Raw genomic sequence first — 18,480 nt, 5'->3', positions numbered from 1 at the left:
GGAATTGCTCAACCTTCCATATCTTCTGAATCGTCAGTCATGCCAGGGTTGATGAGGGTAATATCATATTCGCTGGAATCTGTTTGTCCTGAGCGCTGAGTATTTCTCAATAGGTAATAAATGGCACGTACCTGGGGGCCAAAAACGATTTCGTCTTCATTTTTTAAATCGTGGGCTGGGATTTTGCGCCCGTTAATCATCAATCCGTTGGCACTGGGTTTACCTTTAGCATCACCATCGACAATCCGATAGTAATAGCTATGACTATTTTGCCCTCTTGGCAATCTAACTAAGGTAGCATGACGGCGAGAGACAAACTGAGAGACTAAACGGATGTTGCAATCCCGGTCTCTGCCAATGGAGTAAACAGAACTTTCTAGAGAAAATTCTTTGCGACCTTGATCATCTTCAAGAATCAGTAGATGGCTTTCATTAGTTTCTGGTGCCATTGATGTATCGTTATGACTATCAGCGAAATTTTGATTGATTAATGTTGGTCTATGATTATTTCCTACCATTCTGGCGTACTACAGTCTGTGGTAATAACTCTGACAAACTTGAAAGCTATTCTGACTGAGAAGAGTAGAACATTCGCGTCCTACTCTCAAAGATGTGTAACATCTAACTATCGATTTAGTTTAACCTGAGTTGGTAAAAACCGACATTTAGTTTGCATTTTGACATTCAATAGCCGTTTTTATGGGCGATGAGCTAGTCTCCGCAAGAGTATAGAGTTAGTGACAACGCTAACTGAGCTAAAGGCCATGAGTGCAGCAGCGTTGGAAGGACTGAGAACAAAACCCATACTAGGTAACAAAACACCTGCGGCTAAAGGAATACCCAAGGTATTGTATGCAAAAGCCCAAAATAAATTTTGCCGGATTTTGTTGAATGTGGCACGACTCAGCGCAATTGATTCTACAACGTCACTTAAACGATCGCGCATCAAGACAATTTCTGCTGTTTCCATTGCCACATCTGTGCCTGAGTGTAAGGCAATGCCAACATCTGCTTGGGATAAGGCGGGCGCATCATTAATACCATCCCCCACCATTGCCACTTTAGCCGCAGATTTTGTCTGTAATTCTTGGATAAAGGCAGCTTTTTTACTGGGGGGAACTCCGGCGATGATATCACCACTATCTAATCCTAGTTGTTTACCGATCGCACTTGCCGCTTCTGGGCGATCGCCACTGAGTAGCATGACTCTTAAACTTAGTTGGCGCAATTTATCTACTGTGGTTTGGGCATCTGGTCTAAGGGTATCTTGAATAGCTATAAGTCCCGTTAAACTACCGCCAACGGCTATGCAAACAAGTGTTTTACCTGCTGTTGCTAGTCTTTGAATTTCTTGTTGGGCGGTTTCACTCACAGCAACTCCGTGCCAACTTAACCAATCTTGATTGCCTAACAGCACTGTTGTATTTTCTATAACCGCAGACACTCCTAATCCTGGTTCGGTATGGAAGTCTACCGCGTTAGGAATAGTTAACTGTTGGCGTTGTATTTCTTGCTGAATTGCTTTGGCAAGGGGATGGTATGTACCACTTTCAACAGCGGCGGCTAGTTGAATCAGGGAGTAAGACGTGGGGAGTTGGTAAGGAGAAATTTCCAGGCAATCAGTCACAGTAGGATTACCTGTGGTGAGAGTACCAGTTTTATCAAAGACTATGGTATCTAGTTTGTGGACTTTTTCTAAAACATCACCGCCTTTGATTAATAAACCTTTTTCTGCGCCTATGCCAGTGCCGACGAGAATAGCTGTAGGTGTGGCTAATCCTAAAGCACAGGGACAAGCGACTACCATAACGGCGATCGCTAGTTTTAAGCTGGTTAGGAGTGGTGTTAGCGGTAGCGGGGCGTTCAGCTCGTGGTGAGTGCTGGGTGCTGAGTGACTCATCATTTCCATACCACTCATCCCACTGGAGATGGTGAGATCCGGCCAGATGTGGGTGCCGTAAAAGTACCAAAAGATAAAGGTTAATAAAGAGGCTGTCAACACGCCGTAGGTGAAGTAACCAGCTACTTTATCAGCTAATTTTTGTACAGGTGCTTTACGGGTTTGGGCTGCTTCCACTAAGGCGACAATTTGCGCCAAAGTGGTATCGTCGCCTGTACGAGTTGCCTGAATGGCGATCGCACCTGATTGGTTTAAGGTGCCTGCGGTGACTATATCCCCTGGTTGCTTAATTACAGGTACGGCTTCACCTGTTAACATCGACTCATCTATGGTTGTTTGCCCAAAACGAACTTCGCCATCTACGGGAATTTTATCTCCAGGCAATACCTGCAACCATTCACCCACTCGTACTTGTTCTGCGGGGATTTCCAGACTGTTAGCCCCTACTCCATATTTTTCTGGGTCTGGGTTGGGAATCAATCGGGCTACTTGTGGTTGGAGTGCGAGTAATTGTCTAAAAGCCGCCGCCGCTTTACCTCTGGCTTGTCGCTCTAATGTTCTACCCAGCAGGATAAAGCCTAACATCATCACTGGTTCATCAAAGAAGCACTCCCAACCCATTTGCGGGAATAACAGTGCTACTAAACTGGCGGTGTAAGCGGTGAGTGTTCCCAAACCCACTAAGGTGTTCATATTGGGACTGTTGCGCCGCCAACCTAGCCAACCATCAATAATGATAGGACGACCAGGAAATAAAAGTGCCAGTGTTGCTAGTCCACAATGAAACCAGATGTTGTCCAAAATGGGCAAATTTACGTTAATAATGCTGCTGAAATGCCCAATTCCGGACAACACCAGTAATATACCAGCGATCGCTAGTTGTTGGAATGCAGAACGCATTTCTTGGTGCTGTCTTTTTGCAGAATCTTCTAAAGCACTTTGGTGACTAGATTTGCGGGGTTGAGTTGGGAATCCAGCGGTGGTTAATCGCTTTGCCAGTGCATCGGGATCTATCGTTCCAACTTCTGACTCTACGACTGCTACTTCTGTCGCCAAATTCACGCAGGCAGTCTTGACCCCTGGATATTGGGTTAGCTGACGTTCTACAGCACTTACACACCCAGCACACTTCATCCCTCCCACATCTAGAATAATGGTCTCGGATGTTGGGGTTTGTTCTAGGTCAAGGTTCGTTTTCGGCACAAGTTGCATGGCAAGTTTTTGGATTCGCTACGAACATTTAACGCCTGACTAAAAGCGTCTCTATTTCGAGGGTAGGCGAAATCAGGAACTATGACTGAATGTCAATAACATTAATTTTCTTTATTTGTCCTTGGGCTTGGGCCTAAACTGCGGTTCCAGCGTAGATAAGTGAAATAAGCAATAGCGGCAAACTGTATTGGCAGCATAAAAATTATGCTCTTTAAGTAAGAATTGATTTCTAAATTAGACATGGTGCTAAAATAGCCGCAGCTTAATAGCAGTAAGAAAAACCAGATGAGATGTTTACGTTTGATGGTTGGCATATAGCGATCCTAAATGAGTTGTGAAAATTATTCGTTAAGGCAGGGAATAGGGAACAGGGAAAAGGAGACAGGAAAGAGAAATTTCCAAATGTGCTTTATTTTTTCACAAATGATTTAGAACTGCTATAGGAGTAAAATCAGACTGTTTGCTCAAAAGGGTCTGCTAAATAGTCATTTCATACTTACTGTAAAAGCAATTGACCTAAAGAAGATTTGGTAAAAGTCATAGACAGTTCTCCCGTTTGCGATATGTGATACAGGCGGAAAGAATGATAAATTAACACTGTAATTAAAAATAATATTTGTACCTTTCTTACTCTGAGTAGTTGACAATATAAAGCTGTAATTTTGTGCTTAGTTAATAACTCTAAGGTAACGTGAACTATTACAATTACAAAACCAGCAAATAAAATTGGCCCAAATAAATTCTCGGCTACTGCTTGGCTCAAATTTCCTCTACCAATCGCCATAAATGAACGAGTCATACCACAGGTGGGACATGGAATCCCCGTGAAGTGTCGGATTGGGCAGACTAAAAAACCTATTCTATAATTTCGGTTATAAAAATATGTCCCAAGTATTGGGGTATAAGAAAATCCTAATATACCCCAACGCATTAGTTTACCGTGGCACGACAGAGGATAAGAAGATAATTTCAACACTACTGATGTACTCTTAAAATTACAACGGCAAACAAACATTCTAAAACATCAGCTTAAAACCAGCCTTTTTTGTTGACAATATAAGCCGTCACAAATTCCTCGTCTGTTTTGGTTAAGTAAATAATTCCTTCTACTAAACCAATAATGCTCATGATTAATCCACCAAAACCGCAGGTGAGTACGCTAACCAGCAACATGATCAAGCCTTCGGTTGTGTAACCAAGAATAAACTTGTGAATACCTAAAGCTCCTAATAAGATTGCACAAATTCCCGCTGCAAGTTTCTTACTACTAGTATCACTGGGAGTGTTATTAGACATTGATTGGAAATGCCCCTCAAGCATAAATAATACTCCAATCTTATCGTCTAAATAATTACTTAGTCTCTAGATATTTACACTAGATACATGATAATTCATAATTCGTAATTACAATTAGTGGGTGCTTGTACCCTCAAAATTACGAATTATGAATTGGTAATTATTTGCTCAATATATGGCTCTTGTTTACTGTAAATAACTAAAAATTTAGTTTTCTCTTTTGGCTAGAAGAACACAAGAGCGATGAATAAATTAGATTATGGGAGATATAGCAGTCCTAAATGAGATACAAACGAATCTTTTTGCTGTTCCCCGTTCCCTGTTCCCTTTCTGGACGAGTAAATTTGTAAATCAAATAGGATTGCTATAGATTTTAGAACCAGCCCTGCTTATTCACAAAGTAGGTATCTGCAAATTCATCCGAGGACTTATTTAAATAAATCATGCCTTCAATCAGTCCGATAAGTTGCATAACTATCAAGGCAACGCCGTAGGTGAAAGTGCCTGCAACTATAGATATCGCTAACATCATAAAGCCTTCAGTGGCGTATCCTAAAATAAATTTATGAACGCCAAAACCTCCAAAAATAATCCCACAGTAACCAGCCAGAAGTTGCTTATTAGGATTACTGGTAGAGTTGAGATTTGCCATAGCATTGTTACTCCTCAAAAATTAGGGAAAAAATTAAATTTTTCTTCTGATTAAGCCGCAGTAAATATTAATTAATATTTTGTAATTAATATTTTAAAACATCAACATAGATATTACAGAATAGCTAAGAAAAACTTAGTTTTTCTTAGTCGCACATGAATAGTAAGCTAGGAAAAAATGTTTATGGGAACGGATGTTTTGTTAGTATACGCCTAACTTCTGTCCAAAGAAAGATGTCAACACTTTAAAAGCAACACTACAGAATATGAGTGATAAAAACAAGTACTTTCTCGCTAAGAACTAGCCAGCTACTTGATGGACATATTTAATTGAGATTATGACACCAAAGACAGTTTTTTTGCATATGCGTAAGTATGATTTCTCTGGAAGAGAATAAATACTCAATATTGGCAAAAAACGACGGTATCATACCATTTTCTTCAAGTCCATTAATGTTATTTCCGGACTTTTTTGATGTGGCTGCAATGATGAGATTCCCATTTAGCGAGAAATGTCTAATTAGACACAGATGACATATATTCCTCAACTAGAAAATTATGTCATCTTGGTTTCAGTGAGTTTAAGTTACACTGATACCTTATTTAGTTGTGCTTCGTAACTCCTATCATTAAGGACTATGATTCAATATTGCTTGCAACATATAGCATAGACAGGCAATCAATATCTGAAAGATAGCTTTAACTATCTAGATAATACTAAATGTTTATCTAGAAGTTTTGTAATCTATTTAACAGTAATGCTGATATTTTCGTTGCCGTCAATATTGTCAAATTTGAGTCAAAATTTGCTGAATACTTAATTTAGTAATGACCAGCGAAAAATCATGACCTACGCAGATGAAATCAGATATTTTTTGTTACCGCAACCGTAGAAGATATGTTTTATTAATTACCACTTCCCAAGAGGAATAGACTAAGTAGTGTACCACTATTCCAAAGACTGTGGAGTAGCATAGGAGCCAGGAGATTGCGCGATCGCGTGTAGACTACTCCCAGGACGATCCCCAAGGCTGTGAGTGGTAAAACTTCTGACAAGCTGAGGTGAGCGATCGCAAACAATAAACTACTAGCGACAATTGCGCCCCACACAGGTAAGTAACGAGTTAGGGAAGGCAGTAAAAAGCCCCGAAATAAAATTTCTTCAAATAATGGGGCAGCGATCGCGGCTGTAGAGAAAAATATACCTAGTGCTACCCCATCTTGGCTTTCTAGTGCCAATTGCAATAACGGATTACTCCCGCCTTGTCCTTGCCAGAGTTTTTGATTAATCAACGACACCACCACAACTACAGGTAAAGCGGTGCAATAACCCCCTAAACCCCACAACCACCAATTATCTTGTAGCTGGAATTTAAACCACAATCGTGGCAGAGGGAAAAACCGTTTGATGGAGAAATACATAACTGAAAGCGCACCCAGCGCTACAAACAGGTAGCTAATTAACACAGATACAGCTTGTAGGCGCACACCCACAATCGGGCGAGGAATTGGCAGTATAGACAACAAAAGGGGAACAAGAATCTGTCCCATAAAGAAAAATCCGACAACAAACACCTGGAGGATAGTTTCGCCATCCCAAGGGGTTGTCCAAACTAAATCACCATTTTGTGCGAGTAATGCCTCTTTCCCTTTGAGTAACCTTTGTGTCACCAAGAAAATCAGCAAGATTGTCCCGATAAATGCTGCTAACGCTGGGATTGTACCGATGAGGGTGAGTTTAAATACAGCTTGAGATGCTGCTGATTGCTGTTCTGCTTTAACTGTTGCTAAAGAATCTTGACGCTGCTGGAGTTGGTATAGCTGAATCAAAGCAGTGTTACGAAACCAACCATCTAAATTCTTTTGAATCAACTGTTGGGCATTGGGTAAAATGCGGGGGGGATCACTCCAGATTCCACTTAAGACAGTCGCCGTATCGCTAAATTCAGTGCTGAGTGTTGGCTGTGTTAATTCACCCCAAGTTTTCAAGGCTGTGTCTTTTTGTCCTTGTTGTGCTTGTAAAATGCCTAAGCGTAAATCTAACTCTGCTAGTAATTTTTGCTGTTGTTTCAGGGATTGCTGTAATTGTTGCCGCGTGACTTCGGGAGAGGCGTTAGTATCAACAGTGTCTTGTGGTAGAGGTTTAGCTGGAGTTGTAATTTTCGGCTGAGAACTTAGCTGTGCAAGTTGGTTTTTAACTTTATCTAGATTAGCTTGTACAGATATTTGTGCCTCCTGATATTGCTTTGTAGCATTTTCTAGAGGCTGATCTTCGAGTATGGCTTGGCGAATCACCTGAAGATTATCACCATCTTCTGGCCGCCAAGCTTGGGCTTGCAGCGCAATATTTGTTTGATAAAGTTCCAGACGACTTTGGAACTGGGGTTTTTGCCAACTACTGACTAGAGATAAAGTTGCCAATGCAACCGCTATCACAGTCGAAATTATTAACACCAATCGTTTGATTGTCATCTATCCCCCTTTAACAAACCAGAATATGCCCCTTGGGAATTATCGCAAGAAAAAGCAGGAGGTGGATAGATATCATCAATATTGTGAGTCTACTTTACAAGGACAGCGATCGCTCTAAGCATCCCGCTATGTTAAATGGCAATCCACTGCATTCCTTCCCTTGCGCTAATCATTTGCCAAAACCACTTAAATAATCCTGCTTATTTCTTACCTAAGCCCAAAATAATTTGAGCAAAGCAATTTATCCCATACTTTTGCTTTAACTAGAAGAACCCGGACTTTTTAACAAAGTCCGGGTTCTTCTACCGTTTCTGGATGAAGATGCAATTTATCGTTTGTTGTAGAGGCGTTGTATACAACGTCTCTACTCATAAAATTGGTATTAGCCTCTCGATTTTTACAATCAAATAGGATTGCTATATAGTGTATGGTTACAAAAGCTGTGGATAATTGAGAATCAGATGTTACTGAGTATAAATTCAAGGCATACCCAGCAAATCTATTACCCTGATTATTTTCTAAAGCTAAATAAATTTTTTAACGGCAGGCTTACGAAGATATGAATTCCCATCACAAGCTTTTTGGGTGACACTTGCATTGAGAAAATTTAGCTTAGTAAACTAAATTACCTGTACCCCGTAATTGTCGCAAAGAATTGATGCAATAAGGACAGTCGCACTTAAAGATTCTGATTGCCGCATCACTTTCTTCATCTGTAAAATTCAGTTCGGCAACGTTGTTATCAGATGGCTGGGATGAAACCACCGTAGATTTAGGTGCAGGCGCAGCCTTGGGATCTCTTTCAGAATCGCGAATACACACAAAATCTTTCAGACCGTGGGGATTAGTAATACAGGTACGACCGTCATCTGTGTGCATTAATCGTTGGGTGAGGTTAACAGATGCATGGGCTGGATGTAGGGCTGCCAATGTAGACATCAGAGAAGTAAAAATTGCCGAACTGGAAAGCAAATTCAATACTAATTTCTTGTTCATATATTTCCTGATAGAACATCTCTGATTGCCAAGCCTATCCTATTAATTGTGTCTGGTCAAGATGATGTTGATGCTCCCTAGTAAATATCAGACGCATATTTGATTTTTCCAACAATTATCTATTATTTTCCGAGATTGTTTCCTGTTCCCTCCCTACACAAATAATTTCAGTAATTTAACTAGTTCCTATATAACTAATCTATTTGATCATTTCTGCCATTTTTGCCTAAAATTAGCAGAAATTCTGTTCTATTCTTGTCTAAAGTAAGTCACATAATTTGTTATTCCGGCTCACATCAATAAGCCAGCAAAGAATACAAACCAACTCAATAAAATTAATGAGTACATCAAATTTTTTCTGGTCTACCAAAAAACATCAAGATATAGAATTGCACGGTGGTAAAATAGGAAGAATTGTGTTATCTGCTTAATAATCGGTTTTATATAAATAGCTACTATTAGAGATTGTGGATAAACTTCAGTTGCCACCTTCAAGGTGACAACTGTAAAGCAGTTAAAGCTACTCTTAGCTATAATCCTTACCGATGCGTTAAATGTTTTATACTCATCCGAGGTATTTAATGACTACTCAAACTCATCCTTCAGTTTTGACAAAAACAGCAAGTGTGACTTTATCCACACCTGTACAAGCCACGCTTTATGTTTCTTTGTGCGCCTTGACACTTTGGACTGTTTACTTTACTACTAACCCAGCCATTCACGATCGCGTACACTCAGTACGTCACCACACTTTGCTAGTAGGATGTCATTAGAGGTCTTGACTGCCTAAACCGATGGGGAAGTAGGGAGATAAGAAATTTAAACTATTCTCCCCATCACCCGCGAAATATATCAAAATGATGGCGATCGCTACGGTTAGATGATCTACTCTAGCCTCTTCCAGAGATATGCTTAAAATCAAAAAGTTCAAGGTTTATCTACTTCTCAGTGCTGTGGCTAGTTTGATGGGTGTTGGGTTTAATCACTCTGCTGGCTTTTCTCTGTCGCCTCAAGCCAATGTGCGATTAACTACTGAACCACCTATTAGCCAAATCATACCTTTTGAGGCAGAAGCCAAAACACCCCAATTACCTGAAAAACTGACACTACAAGCTGTAGATGCAACAGGTAAACCTGTAGAAAATGCCAAAATCAATTTAAAAATCTTTACTCCCCCGCAAAATCCTTGGTTTACCACAGATTTTCCCATCGTTGAGGGAACCAAGCTATTAGATATACAAGCGATCGCATCTCAAGGTCAACTGCAAGTCCAGCAAATTTTACCAATTCGGGGTAATTATCAACTACAAGTGAATGTTACCCCGATCACGCCGAATGCTTTTACGCCAATTCAGCAAACTCTCAATCTGTCAGTTCCCGAAAATCCAGTTAAATATCGTAATTTTGCCATTCTCGCCGGAATTCTGTTGATTGTCGGCTTAGGTGGTGGCTGGGTAATTGGGGGACGACAAGAAACCCAACCAGGAGAAATTGCCCCCCAACGGGTAAGATTATTGTTGAGTGGTGCAACTGTGATGGCCATCATTGCTTTATTAGCAATTAACCTAAGTTCAGAAATGGCACAATCGCAGACATCTCACGAAGAACATCACCATCACACATCTGCGGCTGAAGCTGAAGGAGATCACCACCACAGATCTGCGGCTGAACCGGAAACTGATAACTACGGGATTGTCAGACAACAGGGTTTAGAAGTGCAACTATTAGGAGATGTGAGTGCTACAGTTGGTCAACCTGCTAAATTACAAGTGCAGGTTGTTGATGAAAAAACCAAGCAGCCTGTTTCTGATGTTTTATTAAATATTAAAACCACTGCACAAGAAGATGGCTGGGTTCCTTTCGCTTACCAAGGTACCCCAGATGCAGCCGGGAAACTTTCGTGGGAACAGCAATTTTTTGATGGCGCACCTCATAATATTCAGGTAGAAGTTTCGCCTCAGCCAAACTCATCACGGCAATTTTCACCTCTGCGGGTGCAAAAAAATGTAGATGTAGAAGGAGTTGCGCCACCGTTGTCCATCCGGTTAATTGTTTTGGCTTACCTCACAGGTATTATTATTATTGGTTTGTTAGTTGGATTGCAGCTAAGACGGAAACTGAGTCCACAATACTAACGTTGCACCTGTTGAATCAAGGTTTGGGTTTGTTGATAGCTTGCGGTGTCTCCTTGCTGGCGAAAAAGTGTGGCTGCTTGCTGTAAATCAGCGATCGCGCTACGCTGATCTCCTAAAGTATATTTAGCCAGTCCGCGATTACCGTAAGCATCAGCTAACTGAGGATTTAAGCTAATTGCTTGGTTAAAATCAGCTATTGCTGCTTGGGTATTTTTCTGTTTAAAGTAAGCCAGTCCGCGATTGTAGTAAGCATCTACAGACTGGGGATCAATTTTGAGTGTAGTGTTAAAGTCCGCAATAGCTTTTTGCAGATTTCCCAGTTGAGCATGAGCAGTTCCCCGGCTATTATAAGCATCTACATGGTTAGGATTGAGTTGTAGTGCTTGGTTAAAATCAGTAATTGCTGCTGGTAAGTCGCCGATTTGCGATTTAGCTAAACCTCGCAAACAAAAACCTTCGTAAAATTTAGGGTTCTGCTGCACTACTTTGTCAAAATCTGCAATTGCTGCACTAAAGTTACCTTGTTCTAGCTTTTGCACCCCTTGTTGAAAATATTCTTGAAAATCTGTTTGCTTGCTTGGTGTTGCTGCATAGACAACCGCAGGTGTTGCACCAAACAAGATTGTCATTCCCAAAACTGCAATTTTTTGTCGGATATGGTTCATAATTTGACCTCTTCACATTTGCAGTACTAGCGAGGATTTCTCCTATTTCAATATTTTAACCAAAGAACCAGCCAGAAATAGTTTGCAATAACAACCAAACATTTAAAATAATTATGGCGATCGCTACTAACCACGATAAGATTTTTATCCACCAAGGATTGACAAATTCACCCATTAAGCGGCGATTACTGGTAAACATCACTAATGGGACTACGGCAAATGATAGCTGTAAACTTAAAATTACTTGACTAAAAATTAATAAGCTGCTTGTACTTTTTTCACCAAAATAAATAATACAAATTAAAGCTGGGGCAATTGCTATTATTCTTGTCAATAATCGACGTAACCAAGGTTTCAGTCGTAAATTTAAGAAGCCTTCCATGACAATTTGCCCGGCTAAGGTGGCTGTGAGGGTTGAACTTTGTCCAGAGGCTAATAAGGCTAACCCAAAAATCGCACTAGCTGCATTCACACCCAACAAAGGAGAAAGTAATTTATAAGCATCTTGAATTTCGGCAACATCTTGATGTCCTGAGAAATGAAAGGTTGCGGCAGCTACAATTAATATTGCCGAATTAATTAACAGTGCAAAACACAAAGCAAATGTTGAATCAATTGTACCAAATTTAATTGCTTCCCATCGCTTTTCTGTAGTTGGTTGCCAAGCACGGGTTTGAACAATTGATGAGTGCAAATATAGATTGTGTGGCATGACTGTTGCCCCCAAAATTCCAATAGCAATGTACAGCATTCCTGGATTTTGCAAAATTTCGATTTTGGGAGCATAGCCTAATAAAATTCCACCCCAATCAGGACGGGAAAATATAATTTCTACTCCAAAACAAATGCTAACAGTTGCTACTAACATAATTACCAAGGCTTCCGTATAACGAAAGCCTTTATTTTGTAAAAATAACAATATAAATACATCTAAGGCTGTGATACATACACCCCAACTCAGGGGAATGCCAAAAAGCAATTGTAGCGCGATCGCACTTCCTAAAACTTCTGCTAAATCACAAGCGGCGATCGCAATCTCACACAACAACCATAAACAAAAGCTCACACGCGGGCTAAAATAATCCCGACAAGCTTGGGCTAAATCTCTCCCAGTCGCCACCCCCAATCGCACACAAAGCGACTGCATTAAAATCGCCATCAAGTTAGAAAGCATAATCACCGTTAGCAGTGTATAGCCAAATTTAGCCCCACCAGCTAAATCAGTTGCCCAGTTTCCAGGATCTATATATCCTACAGAAACTAGATATCCTGGCCCTGCATACGCCAATATCTTCCGCCAGAAACTGTTTGTTTGCGGGACTTTAATACTGCGGTGGACTTCAGGTAGGCTAGGCTTTTTAGCACCATTCTCGGAAAAGGGCATTCGTTTTGACTCATTTTTTCATAATTTACTCATAATTTTACAAAAGTCTGACACACTCACATCTTTCTAGAGGTAAATTCGCAAATATATACCTTGACTGAAAATTTCTTGGCAAACTAAACAACATATTTCCAATTAAAGATTGAGAAAGATTCTCTTTCTTGAAATTTACATCTTGCAAAAAGTATTTATTTCTAATAAATTTGAATGTACGCTCATATTTTAAATCAACCAGAATTTTGACAAAATGCAGCATAAAACACATTCAGAATCTTCCAGTTGTTGCAGTCATGATCATCATGAAAATTATCACCATGCTCATGAACATAATCACGATGATAATCATAATCATGACCACGGTGGAGAATTTATCTTCAAAAACGAAATATATTGTCTAATTCTGATTGGCATTTTATATATATCTGGAATAGTTTTTGAGCAACAATTACACAACACACCTTATGCTATCGGTGAATATCTAGTTTTTATTCCTGCTTATCTCCTCAGTGGATGGAGTGTTTTAAAAACAGCCGGACGAAATATTCTCCGAGGTAGAATTTTTGATGAAACATTTTTAATGACAATCGCCACACTAGGCGCTTTGGCAATTCATAAATTACCCGAAGCCGTTGGTGTAATGTTGTTTTACAAAATTGGAGAGTTATTTCAGGATATTGCTGTCAGTCGTTCGCGCAATTCGATTAAAGCTTTATTAGAGATACGCCCAGATTATGCAAATCTGGAGACAGAAGGTAACATCAATAAAGTATCTCCTGAAACTGTAAAAATTGGAGAAATTGTAGTTATTAAACCAGGCGAAAAGATTCCTTTAGATGGTGAAATCATCACCGGAAATTCACAGATTGATACATCTGCGTTAACTGGAGAATCTGTACCACAAACTGTGAGGGTAGGAGACACAGTATTAGCTGGGACAATCAATCAAGGTGGCTTGCTAAAAATTCAAGTCACAAAACTATTTAATGAATCTTCCATTGCTAAGATTTTGGACTTAGTGCAAAATGCGAGAAGTAAAAAAGCCGAAACCGAGAAATTCATTACAAAATTTGCTCGTTATTACACACCAATAGTTGTTTTTATATCTCTAGCAGTCGCAATATTACCACCTTTATTCATTCCTAGAGCTACATCTTCAGAATGGGTTTATCGGGCTTTGATATTATTAGTTATTTCTTGCCCTTGTGGACTGGTGATTAGTATACCACTGGGCTACTTTGGGGGAATTGGTGGTGCTGCTAAACGCGGTATTTTAGTCAAAGGTTCAATGTTTTTAGATGCGTTAACTACGGTTAAAACAGTAGTTTTTGATAAAACAGGTACTTTGACAAAAGGCGTATTTAAAGTAGTGGAAATTGTCCCGTTCAATGGGTATAGTGAAGGAGAAATTCTAGAATTAGCTGCCAAAGTAGAAGCCCATTCTCATCATCCTATTGCCCAATCAATTAGGGAGGAATATGGTGATAGTTTTGATATATCAGAAATTACAGATTATGCAGAAATTGCCGGTCTAGGAATTAGGGCAAAAGTAGGAAATAAAGTGGTATTAGCGGGAAGCGATCGCCTACTTCATCAAGAGCAGATTAACCATGATACCTGCAATATAGAAGGGACAGTTGTCCATCTAGCAGTAGACCATATTTACGCTGGATATATGATCATCGCTGATGAGTTGAAAACTGATGCTAGAGAAGCGATTCAAGCATTGAAAAAATTAGGCGTAGAAAGAACAGTCATGTTAACAGGAGATAATCAGGCGATCGCGGCTCAAATTTCTCAACAACTTGGGATAGATTCATATATTGCCGAGTTATTACCCGAAGAAAAAGTCTCGGCAATTGAAAAGTTACTCAGCCCCAAAAGTAAATATGGAAAAGTCGCCTTTGTTGGTGATGGAATTAATGATGCACCAGTCATCGCTAGAGCCGATGTAGGGATGGCGATGGGTGGTTTAGGCTCAGATGCAGCCATAGAAACTGCCGATATAGTCATCATGACAGATGCACCCTCAAAAGTAGCCACAGCAATTCAAATTGCGCGCAAAACCCGCACAATTGTTTGGCAAAATATTAGTTTCGCCTTAGCAATTAAAACTGTATTTATTGGTTTGGGTATTTTTGGTGTAGCCACAATGTGGGAAGCTGTGTTTGCTGATGTTGGTGTAGCTTTGTTGGCTATTTTTAACGCCACTAGAATCATGAAATAAAAAGTGCTGAGTCAAAATAAGAGTACTCAGCATTCCGCACTGAGTAAACTAAAAAAGGAACTGTTAGCCGTAGGAGTCGTCACTTTAACTCCTACTACTCAACTAAAAAATATAGTGAATCTACCAATTAAAAACCTCACAACTGCTGCATTAGCTTTATTAATTAGCTACTCAGCCAACCCAGGCGTTGCAATACCACAAAATAACTTTCATCACCTCACCGTTGCACAATCACAACTGTTAAAAGATACCTTAATTGTTCCTGGTGAACGAGTTGGGCCGATTACACCCACAACCAGCAAAAAAGATTTAGTCAAGCTATTTGGTACATCTTGGTTAGTTGATAAAACTATTTCTGGCGCGGAAGGAATCGGTAGTTTTGCCGCTACTCAGTTAAACTTAGGTCGAGAGCGATCGCTTTTAATAGTTTGGAGTGATAAAACTCGGACTAAACCTTTAGATGTGCGTAACTTAGGAACTGCTTGGAAAACCCGCGAAGGTATTGGTATTAGTACTCCGTGGAGTGAGTTACGCCAAAAATTAGGCAACTTTAAGCTGTATGGACTGGGTTGGGACTATAGCGGGACGATTTTGCTAGACAGCAGCCGACTATCCCGTTATCAGGGTAAACTCATTCTGCAAGTCGACGCTGCGCCCAATGCTGACCAAAAATATCCTAATCACTATCGTGCTGTATTAGGTGACAGCACCTTTTCTTCTAGTAACCCTCACTGGAAGCCCTTAAGAATGCGGGTTTCACAGATGATTGTTGTACTTAACCCAGGTCAGTATTGATAGTCAAAAAGTAATTACCCATCAAATAAGGTATATCTTCCCTGACCTCTAGCCTCTAACCTCATAGCTGATCAGCAGGGAAAACGGGAATCTCAGATTAATCAGTGTTTATTTATACCATTTTCGATTCTTGGAATCGCTATACTTATCTCTAGGTTCTACCTGGGAATGATGAAGTGGCTTTGCCACTTCTTTTTATTTGAGCCTATAAATTTCTTGTTGAGTCCTCTTTAGAGGAATTGTGCGCGGTATAAACTGTAAATCAAGAAATGAAATTTTATCCTTCAGACTTCATCTTTGATTTTTACCTCTTCTGCTAAAGCATTCCTGGCGATGCGGGTGACATAAACTGTCACTGCAACTGTGGCGATAAAGCCAATTATCCGAATAGCCCATTGTATTGTCGGGTTATTTGGTTGACTGTCTGTACCAATTAATGCTAAATTCCCCGCCAAGGAACCAATATAAACATACATAATTGTGCCAGGAATCATGCCAACGGAGCCAATAAAATAATCTTTTAACGAAACTCCTGTGACACCAAAAGCATAGTTTAATAAATTGAAGGGAAAGATGGGAGAAAGTCTAGTTAATAAAACAATTTTTAACCCTTCTCGACCTACGGCGCGGTCAATTGCGGCAAAATTTTGATTATTGGCAATTTTATTTGCAACCCAACTCCTCGCTAAATAACGTCCAACTAAAAATGCAGATGTTGCGCCTAGAGTCGCACCCACAAACACATACAAAGAACCCCAAACCACACCAAAAACCACACCAGCGCCCAAGGTGAGAATTGAACCGGGTAAAAAAGCAACGGTAGCAATAATATACAGTGCAATAAAAGCGATCGCACCTACTGTTCCTAAACTCTCAATCCATTGCAAAGCATCACGTAAAAGAATTTGGGGGTTGAAAGAAGTGCTTGGTGATGTGGTTTGGGCAAGAGCAGATTCGGGATAAAATAAAATTGCGATCGCCACAGTTATAATTGCTAACATTGCCAGGAAAAGCTTACTTGAGTTTCGCCAATTGAATTTATTTTTCATATTAAATAGATATAAACCGCCAATAATAAATATTTAAAGTTTTTTATTTTGCTCTGGAACTGTATCTATGTCTGTCATACTTTGAGCTAAAGCTTTTTGGGCAATTTTAGTAAGATAAATAGTCACAGCCACAGTAGCAATTAAACCAATAATTTGCATAATCAGTTGATAAGTTTTTGCCTCTGGCGTGAGGGATTGATTTGGCATATTAGTCAGGGCTAAATTGCCGGCTAATGTCCCAATATAGACATACATAACTGTTCCGGGGATAATGCCGAAAGAACCTAATACATAGTCCTTGAGAGAAACTTGCGTTACACCAAAAACGTAATTTATCAAGTTGAAGGGAAACAGTGGACATAACCGCGTTAATAAGACAATTTTCCAGCCTTCTTTGGCAACCGCTAAATCAATCGCTTTTAGTTGAGGATGTTTCTCTAATTGGCGTGATACCCAATCACGGGATAAATAACGCCCAATCAAAAAAGCAAAAGTTGCCCCAATTATAGCGGCAATTAAGACATAGACTGAACCCCAGAATAACCCAAATAAACACCCTGCTTTTAAAGTTAGAACAGAACCAGGAACCAATAATAATGTTGCTAAATTATAAATAAATATATAGGCGACAACACCCCAAACGCCAAGACTCTGCACTTGAGAAATCAAAGTATGTAAAATTGATTGAAAGTTGAAAAATCTAGAAGCAACTATTAATTCGGCGACAAACACACTTAATAATAAAAATTTGAGTTTGCCCTTTAATTTTGATTCTGATTGTGTCACCATGATTTTTAATCCTAAATCATTCGGGAAAACATCTCTCCGTGTTCTCTGCGTCTCTGTGGTTTGTTACACACCCTTTCATTAAAATAAACTATTTAAATGAGAAATAGCTTAATTCTTCCTAAATCTTTCTCGGCGATACCAACTACGAATTCGCACAGGGGAAACGCCAAATAAATAAGCAATCACAATAATTTGATTGAGTAAGGTAGTTTGAATAACTCCTTTTTGCAACCATCTACGAGCCGAAGTAATTACTGGCGTATTGATAATGACAATGTTTCCCGTAGACTTTAATCGCCGAATTAATTCAAAGTCTTCCATAATGGGTAATTCAGGAAAACCACCAATTTGTTGAAATACTTTTTGAGTTAAAAAGATTGCTTGATCACCATAAGGCATTTGTAAAAAATGCGATCGCCATTTTACCCCCAATTCCACCAACCTTAAACCTAAACCTGGGTGATCAATCTGCAAATTAAACGCACCAGCCACTGTTTTAGGCTGTTGTAGCACCGTGCGTATCATTGCATCAAACCCAAGGGGTAAACGAGTATCTGCATGAAGAAACAACAATACATCGCCACTTGCCACCGCCGCACCCGCATTCATTTGCACCGCGCGTCCGGGAGATGAGAAAATAACTTTAGCACCCAACGATTGAGCAATATTTACGGTGTCATCGCTAGAACCACCATCAACCACAATCACTTCTATATTTGCACTAGATTGAGTGCTGGCGATCGCTCCTTTAATATTTCCGGCTTCGTTGAGAGTGGGGATAATAATAGAAACTTGAGCAGTAGTCAGGTTTACCAAACTCATTAGTATGATTTACACGGGTTATGTAAGCATACTACAGTTATTGAAGATGAAAGGTGATGACTGAAAACGAGTCTCTACGCGTTTACGCAT

The 18,480-nt window shown here is 39.8% G+C and carries 17 protein-coding genes; 4 read left to right on the top strand and 13 right to left on the bottom strand.

Going from position 1 to position 18,480, the window contains the following annotated elements:
• Positions 1 to 8: 8 nt before the first annotated feature.
• The 7 genes from IQ244_RS08140 to IQ244_RS08110 all read right to left on the bottom strand — a co-directional run bounded on the left by IQ244_RS08140 (position 9) and on the right by IQ244_RS08110 (position 8,527).
• Positions 9 to 518: an FHA domain-containing protein gene (locus IQ244_RS08140; RefSeq protein ID WP_193891862.1), complete on the bottom strand. Its 510-nt coding sequence runs from the start codon at positions 516 to 518 to the stop codon at positions 9 to 11.
• A gap of 179 nt (positions 519 to 697) precedes the next feature.
• Complete coding sequence (locus IQ244_RS08135; protein WP_193891859.1) at positions 698 to 3,112, bottom strand: heavy metal translocating P-type ATPase; 2,415 nt, start codon at positions 3,110 to 3,112, stop codon at positions 698 to 700.
• Positions 3,113 to 3,608: 496 nt separating this feature from the next.
• Positions 3,609 to 3,950, bottom strand: coding sequence for a DUF2752 domain-containing protein (locus IQ244_RS08130; RefSeq protein WP_322746039.1), 342 nt, complete (start codon positions 3,948 to 3,950; stop codon positions 3,609 to 3,611).
• Positions 3,951 to 4,141: 191 nt separating this feature from the next.
• Positions 4,142 to 4,408: a TM2 domain-containing protein gene (locus IQ244_RS08125; protein WP_193891856.1), complete on the bottom strand. Its 267-nt coding sequence runs from the start codon at positions 4,406 to 4,408 to the stop codon at positions 4,142 to 4,144.
• Positions 4,409 to 4,781: 373 nt separating this feature from the next.
• Positions 4,782 to 5,060 carry a TM2 domain-containing protein gene (locus IQ244_RS08120; RefSeq protein WP_193891853.1) on the bottom strand — a complete coding sequence of 93 codons (279 nt, stop codon included), beginning with the start codon at positions 5,058 to 5,060 and terminating at the stop codon, positions 4,782 to 4,784.
• 905 nt (positions 5,061 to 5,965) lie between these two features.
• On the bottom strand, positions 5,966 to 7,531 hold the full coding sequence (locus IQ244_RS08115) for a CPBP family intramembrane glutamic endopeptidase (RefSeq protein WP_193891850.1): 1,566 nt from the start codon (positions 7,529 to 7,531) through the stop codon (positions 5,966 to 5,968).
• Positions 7,532 to 8,143: 612 nt separating this feature from the next.
• Entirely contained in the window at positions 8,144 to 8,527 is a 384-nt protein-coding gene (locus IQ244_RS08110; RefSeq protein WP_193891847.1) for a hypothetical protein, read from the bottom strand.
• 581 nt (positions 8,528 to 9,108) lie between these two features.
• Between IQ244_RS08110 and IQ244_RS08105 the strand changes: the two genes are divergently transcribed.
• Positions 9,109 to 9,300, top strand: coding sequence for a CbtB-domain containing protein (locus tag IQ244_RS08105; protein ID WP_193891844.1), 192 nt, complete (start codon positions 9,109 to 9,111; stop codon positions 9,298 to 9,300).
• Here IQ244_RS08105 and IQ244_RS08100 read toward each other — a convergent pair.
• Positions 9,297 to 9,449, bottom strand: a complete 153-nt coding sequence (locus tag IQ244_RS08100; protein ID WP_193891841.1) for a hypothetical protein — start codon at positions 9,447 to 9,449, stop codon at positions 9,297 to 9,299. The genes IQ244_RS08105 and IQ244_RS08100 overlap by 4 nt on opposite strands.
• Between IQ244_RS08100 and IQ244_RS08095 the strand changes: the two genes are divergently transcribed.
• Positions 9,436 to 10,662 (top strand): hypothetical protein, encoded by a 1,227-nt coding sequence (locus IQ244_RS08095; RefSeq protein ID WP_228058805.1) that lies wholly within the window; start codon positions 9,436 to 9,438, stop codon positions 10,660 to 10,662. The genes IQ244_RS08100 and IQ244_RS08095 overlap by 14 nt on opposite strands.
• On the opposite strand, the gene IQ244_RS08090 is transcribed toward IQ244_RS08095, so the two are convergent.
• Both IQ244_RS08090 and IQ244_RS08085 read right to left on the bottom strand, forming a co-directional pair.
• Positions 10,659 to 11,327 (bottom strand): tetratricopeptide repeat protein, encoded by a 669-nt coding sequence (locus IQ244_RS08090; protein WP_193891838.1) that lies wholly within the window; start codon positions 11,325 to 11,327, stop codon positions 10,659 to 10,661. The genes IQ244_RS08095 and IQ244_RS08090 overlap by 4 nt on opposite strands.
• A 55-nt stretch (positions 11,328 to 11,382) precedes the next feature.
• Entirely contained in the window at positions 11,383 to 12,711 is a 1,329-nt protein-coding gene (locus tag IQ244_RS08085; RefSeq protein ID WP_193891835.1) for an Nramp family divalent metal transporter, read from the bottom strand.
• 247 nt (positions 12,712 to 12,958) lie between these two features.
• Between IQ244_RS08085 and IQ244_RS08080 the strand changes: the two genes are divergently transcribed.
• Together IQ244_RS08080 and IQ244_RS08075 are read left to right on the top strand one after the other, a co-directional pair.
• Entirely contained in the window at positions 12,959 to 14,935 is a 1,977-nt protein-coding gene (locus IQ244_RS08080; RefSeq protein WP_193891831.1) for a heavy metal translocating P-type ATPase, read from the top strand.
• A gap of 3 nt (positions 14,936 to 14,938) precedes the next feature.
• A complete protein-coding gene (locus tag IQ244_RS08075) occupies positions 14,939 to 15,730 on the top strand; it encodes a hypothetical protein (RefSeq protein WP_322746036.1) in 792 nt (263 codons plus the stop codon).
• 284 nt (positions 15,731 to 16,014) lie between these two features.
• Here IQ244_RS08075 and IQ244_RS08070 read toward each other — a convergent pair whose 3' ends face one another.
• The 3 genes from IQ244_RS08070 to IQ244_RS08060 form a co-directional block, all read right to left on the bottom strand.
• Positions 16,015 to 16,731: a TVP38/TMEM64 family protein gene (locus IQ244_RS08070; RefSeq protein WP_228058804.1), complete on the bottom strand. Its 717-nt coding sequence runs from the start codon at positions 16,729 to 16,731 to the stop codon at positions 16,015 to 16,017.
• Between the two features lie 81 nt (positions 16,732 to 16,812).
• Positions 16,813 to 17,568, bottom strand: a complete 756-nt coding sequence (locus tag IQ244_RS08065; RefSeq protein WP_193891825.1) for a TVP38/TMEM64 family protein — start codon at positions 17,566 to 17,568, stop codon at positions 16,813 to 16,815.
• Positions 17,569 to 17,676: 108 nt separating this feature from the next.
• A complete protein-coding gene (locus tag IQ244_RS08060) occupies positions 17,677 to 18,390 on the bottom strand; it encodes a TIGR04283 family arsenosugar biosynthesis glycosyltransferase (protein WP_193891822.1) in 714 nt (237 codons plus the stop codon).
• Positions 18,391 to 18,480: the final 90 nt, after the last annotated feature.

This window comes from Nostoc sp. LEGE 06077, from assembly GCF_015207705.1.
In the GTDB taxonomy this organism is placed as follows: domain Bacteria; phylum Cyanobacteriota; class Cyanobacteriia; order Cyanobacteriales; family Nostocaceae; genus Nostoc_B.
The sequence above is the reverse complement of the archived record's forward strand: the minus strand, read 5'-3'. Positions and strand labels throughout refer to the sequence as shown.